This window comes from Nonomuraea sp. NPDC049784 (assembly GCF_040659615.1).
Lineage (GTDB): Bacteria > Actinomycetota > Actinomycetes > Streptosporangiales > Streptosporangiaceae > Nonomuraea.
Genome location: NZ_JBFAMX010000725.1, coordinates 1 through 4619, shown reverse-complemented (window position 1 = coordinate 4619; position 4619 = coordinate 1). Strand labels below are relative to the sequence as shown.

Sequence of the window (4619 nt, the reverse complement as noted above, 5' to 3'; positions counted from 1 at the left end):
GGTTGAGCATGGCCAGGTGGGGCGGGGCGGGCGGCAGAGCGCCTGCGGCCGGGGCGGCCGCCCCCTCGTTCGGGACGGCCGCCGGCGCGGTCGGCGCGGGCTGGAGGGCGGGGGCCGGGTACGGCGGTGCGGGCATGCCGGGGGCCGGGTACCCGGCTGCCGGGTACGGCGAGCCCTGCGCCGGGTAGCCGGGCGCGCCCTGCCCGAGGGAGGGGATGGCCGGGTTGTAGGCCGACGGGTAGTCGGCGGGAACCGCGGCAGGCGGATAAAGCACCGGCGCAGTACCGGCCGGGGCAGCGGTCAGCGTCACCGCCTGCAGCGACGGGTCGGGCTCGTTCAGCAGGCTCACGTTGGCTGCTGTCGCCTCGGGCAGCACGTACTCGGCGGTGTAGATCTTGGCGCCGATCCCGCCTGGACGGGCGGGCTGCTCGTCCCCTACGTAGGTGACCGTCAGATGGCCGCCGACGCCGATGCCGGTTCCTCCGGCACGGCGCACTGCGTCGCGGACCGCGCGCTTCTTGTTGCGGCTGTCGAGGTACAGCGCCCGCATGCCGAGGTCGTTGGGAATGTCGTCACGACGCTCGGAGGTGGCGAGCACGATCAGGAACATCGTGATCGGGTCGCCGTTGTCGAAATGCATCTCCTTTCGGGTGTCGTACTCCCGCTGCGTCAGTTCCTCCATGTCGCGAAGGACGTAGCCGGACACCTTGGTGCCGACTGTCAGGAAGGAGGCAGTGGGCAGGCCGCCGCGCATGAGGCGGTCGTTGGGGGTGGTCAAGTGGGCGTCTCCTCAGAGGCCGTGGGTGGTGCTGGATGGGGTGAGCGGGGTGATACGAGGAAGGTCGAGTTCGCCGGGGCAGCCTTGGGTCACGTCCCGGCTGGCAGGGTCGAACCAGGGGCACCACAGGCACTGGGCGTCAGCGGTGCGCAGGTGAGGCAGGGCTTGTGGGCCGGCCACTTTGATCGCCGCGTCGATGGCGTTGCCTCGGGCCAGCGCCTGGTCGGCGATCTGCTCGTTGAAGGGTTGGTGCCAGAAGTGGCGGCGCCCGTAGCGTTCGCTGCGGGGCATGAAGGCGATCGTGATCCCGTCGACGGGGTAGCCCTTCAGGCGCCAGCCCTTGCCGTAGATCTGTCCTTGCACGCTGTAGCCGGGTCCGGCTCCGTGCCTGCGGTAGTGGGCCAGGGAGCGCTTGCCGACCAGCTTCCAGTCGATGACCCTGTTGGTGGCCTGGTCGTAGGCGTCGCTGGTGCCGAAGATGTCCTGGCCGCCGAGCTGTCCGACGTAGAGGCGCTGTTCGACCAGGAACCGCGGGACGACGACGCCGGGCCTGGGCTGCCAGGGAATGGTGGCGAGGTCGCGGGCCATCTGCGCGTGGAAGGCGGTGCCGAGGTAGGCCTCCCACTTGGACGGCTGCTGGCGAGGGGGAACTCCGGCCAGGTGGTAGCCCAGGCGACGGTCACAGGGGCAGCCGAGGTCGGAGGGGCCCAGCCGTCGTTGCAGGCTGCGTGGTTGGTGGGTGGTGGCGTGCGCGATGTAGCGGTCGATGTCGTCGGCGAGGTCCTCAAGGGCGGTGGCCGCGGCCAGCGCGCTTCCCGTCACGGGCTCCGCTCCTGCCAGGCACCAGGCAGAAGCGAAAGCTTGTACTTGGGCTCGCCGAAGCTCGTGTACTCGTCGCGTTCGCTCTGCAGGTTCTGGTGACTGGCGAAGAACTTGTCGGTCAGGAAGGTCCGCTTGCGCGTCAGTTTTCCCTTCACGACCGGCGTCCCGTTGATGGCACCGATGCCGTCGGCGCCGATCTCGACTTTGAAGATCGCCTCGGCCTTCTCACGGATCCCGTCGAGATTGGCCTGCTTCTGCTTCAGTTCCTCCTCCGTCGCGGTGAATCCGGCCTGGGCGAGGAGGTCGGCTTTCCGCTTGTTCAGGTCGGCCCGGGCGTCGTCGATCTCCCTCTGTTTGAGGTCGACGCTGCGCAGCACGTCCACCCAGGCGATGCCGTCCTTGCTGAGCTCCACGGGCGGCGTGTCCGCAGGCGAGGGCCGGGTCATCGGCACACCTCGCGCGCGCGGTCGGTGGTTGGTGGCTGGGGATGACCCAGCCGAGCTGCGGAAAAGGGGGTGGTGCGTGTCACGAAAGGGTGTGCTCCTTGGAGGCAGTCCCCGTGGCCGGCCTGCCGGTTCAGGTGCGGCAGGGCCCGTGCATGGTCGAAGGGGAGTGGTAGCCGGGCACGTCGGCGTGGCGGCTCACGCGGCGGCGCGTTCAGGCGATGGATTCGCCGGTGAGCCAGGTCGGCCACCTCGGTCCGGCGGTAGGGCGGCGATGACCGCCGAGGGTGCGGACGCAGGTGAGCTTTCCGGTGTCCGCCCAGCGGGTGATGGAGGGGACGCGGACGCGGAACAACGCGGCGACCTCGCTGGGCTTGAGCAGGTGCAGGCTGTCGAGAGCTTCGGCAACGGTCATACGGAAGGTCGTCCTTCCGGCTGAGGGCGATGTGACGGCCCGGACCCGCACACGCGGGCGTTGCGCTGGCAGGTGATGCAGCGGGCGCCCGCGAGCAGGCCCTGGCCTCCTACGGGGGTCGACGGCCCGGGGGTCCGGCAGGGTGGCCAACTGCCGCCGCCATGGGCGGCTTCGATGTGGCGCATGGCTCGGCGTCCGGTTGCCGTCCGGCCATAGCGCGGACAACGGCGGGGAAGCTGGCGCAGGTTGAAGACGCTCGCACGGTTGTGCGGACTGGCGAGCATGGGAGTCACCATCGGAATGCGCCCTTCGGCGGAGTGCACCGGTGGCAGCGGAGGTCGTCACCAGGGGGTGTGGGTGGGCCTCAGGCGTCGGACATCTGCACGTCGGCGTCGGGCGTGTGGTCGTCGATGGGCGTGTCCGTGACATCGTGATCGTCGTCGACGGAGTCGACGTCCGCTTCGTCAAGGTCCCCGTCGCCGAAGTCCCCATCGGCGGTGGTGTCGCCGGCGAAGTCCTCGTCGTTGAGGGATCGGTCGTCGTAGGCCTCGGTGTCGCGGTCGCCGTCGTTGCCAGCAGTGTCGTCGGCCACCGTCGTGCCGCTGTCGGCCGGTTGGCCTGGGGTGTAGGGGCTGCCGTTGCGCAGTGTTTTCTCGATCGGTGTGAGCGTGTGGCCGAGTTCTTCGCACAGGGCGAACCAGTCAGCGACGATCTTGCGGTCGGCCTCGGTGCCGCGATCAGGACGCCACAGGTAGTCGGAGTAGCTGGTCTGGGTCAGCCAGTGCTCCATGGTGGCGGCGACACGGGCGAACAGTATCCAGGAGAGCCTGGCGGTCGGCGCGGTCGCGACCTGCTTGGCCTTGGGGTTGCCGACCAGGTCGGTGTAGAAGGTCGGCTTGCGGCTGTTGTAGATGCTGTGGATGGTGCCGAGCTTGTCGGCCAGCGGAGCGGGCATCTCTATCGCCACCAGCCGGGCGACCGCGCGCAGCACGACCTGCCCCGGATCAGTGCGGGAGTTCAGGCGCTGCTTGAGCCACTCCTGGCGGAGTTCGCCACTGGAGCGCCAGGCGGTGTTGCCCTCCCGGATTTGCTTGGTCGGCAGCCGCGGCGGCTCCACCCGCTGCGCCGGCACCGTGTAGCCGTGCTGCGCCGGCACCGTGCAATAGAAGGCGGGTGAAGTCCTGGACGGAAAGTAGGCGCCGTGGCCGGGGCAGGCGGCGTGCGCTTCGTCGGTCATCTCGGCGCCGTCGCTGTCCACCAGCCGCCACACTCTGACCGCGCCGTCGGGCATGTCTTCGGTGATCGGGACGCCCGCGGCCTGGAGTTCGGCGGTCAGCTGCGCCATGATGGCCGCTTCTTCGCGGCGGAGCTTGACCAACCTGACCGCCGAGTGGGCCGAGTGCCCGGTGCGGATGAGCCCGAGAGATTCGTTCTTGGCGTCGGGGTCGTCTTCCACCTCGGCAAGCGCGGCAGCCTCCTGCACCGTCGGCGGCCGCTGCCGAATGCCGGAGAACGCTGCACGAGTCTCCTCCGACACGTTGCCGGCCTTGATCGCGGCGTCGACCTGGTCGCCCTTCCAGCCAGATGCTCGGCGCAACTGGTCGCGAGACACGCCCATCTCATCCAGCTGGAACAAGGCGTCGGCCGTCGCCCCTTCCGACAGCGGCTCATGCTGGTGACTGGTGGTGAGCTGGCCAAGCAGCATCGCCCGGCGGTCGTGGGCCAGTTCCGGCTTGATCCGGCACCACAGCGTCGTCAGCCCAGCCATCTGGGAGCCGCGCAGCCGCCGGTTCCCGTCGTGCGGCCAGAACATGCCGGGATTGGTCGGCGACGGGAAGACGACCAGGTCGTTTTCCGGGCCGTTGAGGTCCCTGATGGTCTGAATGTAGTCGTCGGTGATGCCGTACTCATCGAGCGGCCGGACGTTGTGCGGGTTGAGTTCGAGGCGTTCGATCGGGATTTCCGCGTACGGCGGATAATCGGGGCCCGCGAGCGGATCCGGCTCCAAAGTCTCGGCAGAAACGTCAAGGTCGGAGACGGGCGGCTCGGCGAGCTCGATCGTTGCGGTCACGCAATTCCTTCGTGGGGTGAGGAAAGGATCAGTCGTGGGGCAGGCACGCCGGTGCGGCGCATCCGGCGTCGACGCGCTCGGAGCGCCTGC

At 69.3% G+C, this 4619-nt stretch carries 4 protein-coding genes and 1 pseudogene; all 5 read right to left on the bottom strand.

Annotated features, from left to right (window positions below):
* Nucleotides 1-778: pseudogene (locus AB0J09_RS56910) on the bottom strand (hypothetical protein); the annotation flags it as partial.
* Between the two features lie 12 nt (nucleotides 779-790).
* On the bottom strand, nucleotides 791-1600 hold the full coding sequence (locus tag AB0J09_RS56905) for a hypothetical protein (protein ID WP_360711104.1): 810 nt from the start codon (nucleotides 1598-1600) through the stop codon (nucleotides 791-793).
* Complete coding sequence (locus AB0J09_RS56900; protein ID WP_360711102.1) at nucleotides 1597-2013, bottom strand: hypothetical protein; 417 nt, start codon at nucleotides 2011-2013, stop codon at nucleotides 1597-1599. Before AB0J09_RS56900 ends, AB0J09_RS56905 begins: the two co-directional genes overlap by 4 nt.
* 244 nt (nucleotides 2014-2257) lie before the next feature.
* Nucleotides 2258-2458: a helix-turn-helix domain-containing protein gene (locus AB0J09_RS56895; RefSeq protein WP_360711099.1), complete on the bottom strand. Its 201-nt coding sequence runs from the start codon at nucleotides 2456-2458 to the stop codon at nucleotides 2258-2260.
* A 364-nt stretch (nucleotides 2459-2822) separates the two neighbouring features.
* Nucleotides 2823-4529: a hypothetical protein gene (locus tag AB0J09_RS56890; protein WP_360711096.1), complete on the bottom strand. Its 1707-nt coding sequence runs from the start codon at nucleotides 4527-4529 to the stop codon at nucleotides 2823-2825.
* Nucleotides 4530-4619 lie beyond the last annotated feature (90 nt).

Excerpts from the sequence above, each read along its gene's own strand:
- AB0J09_RS56895 (WP_360711099.1), bottom strand. The coding sequence starts at position 2,458 with ATGACCGTTGCCGAAGCTCTCGACAGCCTGCACCTGCTCAAGCCCAGC.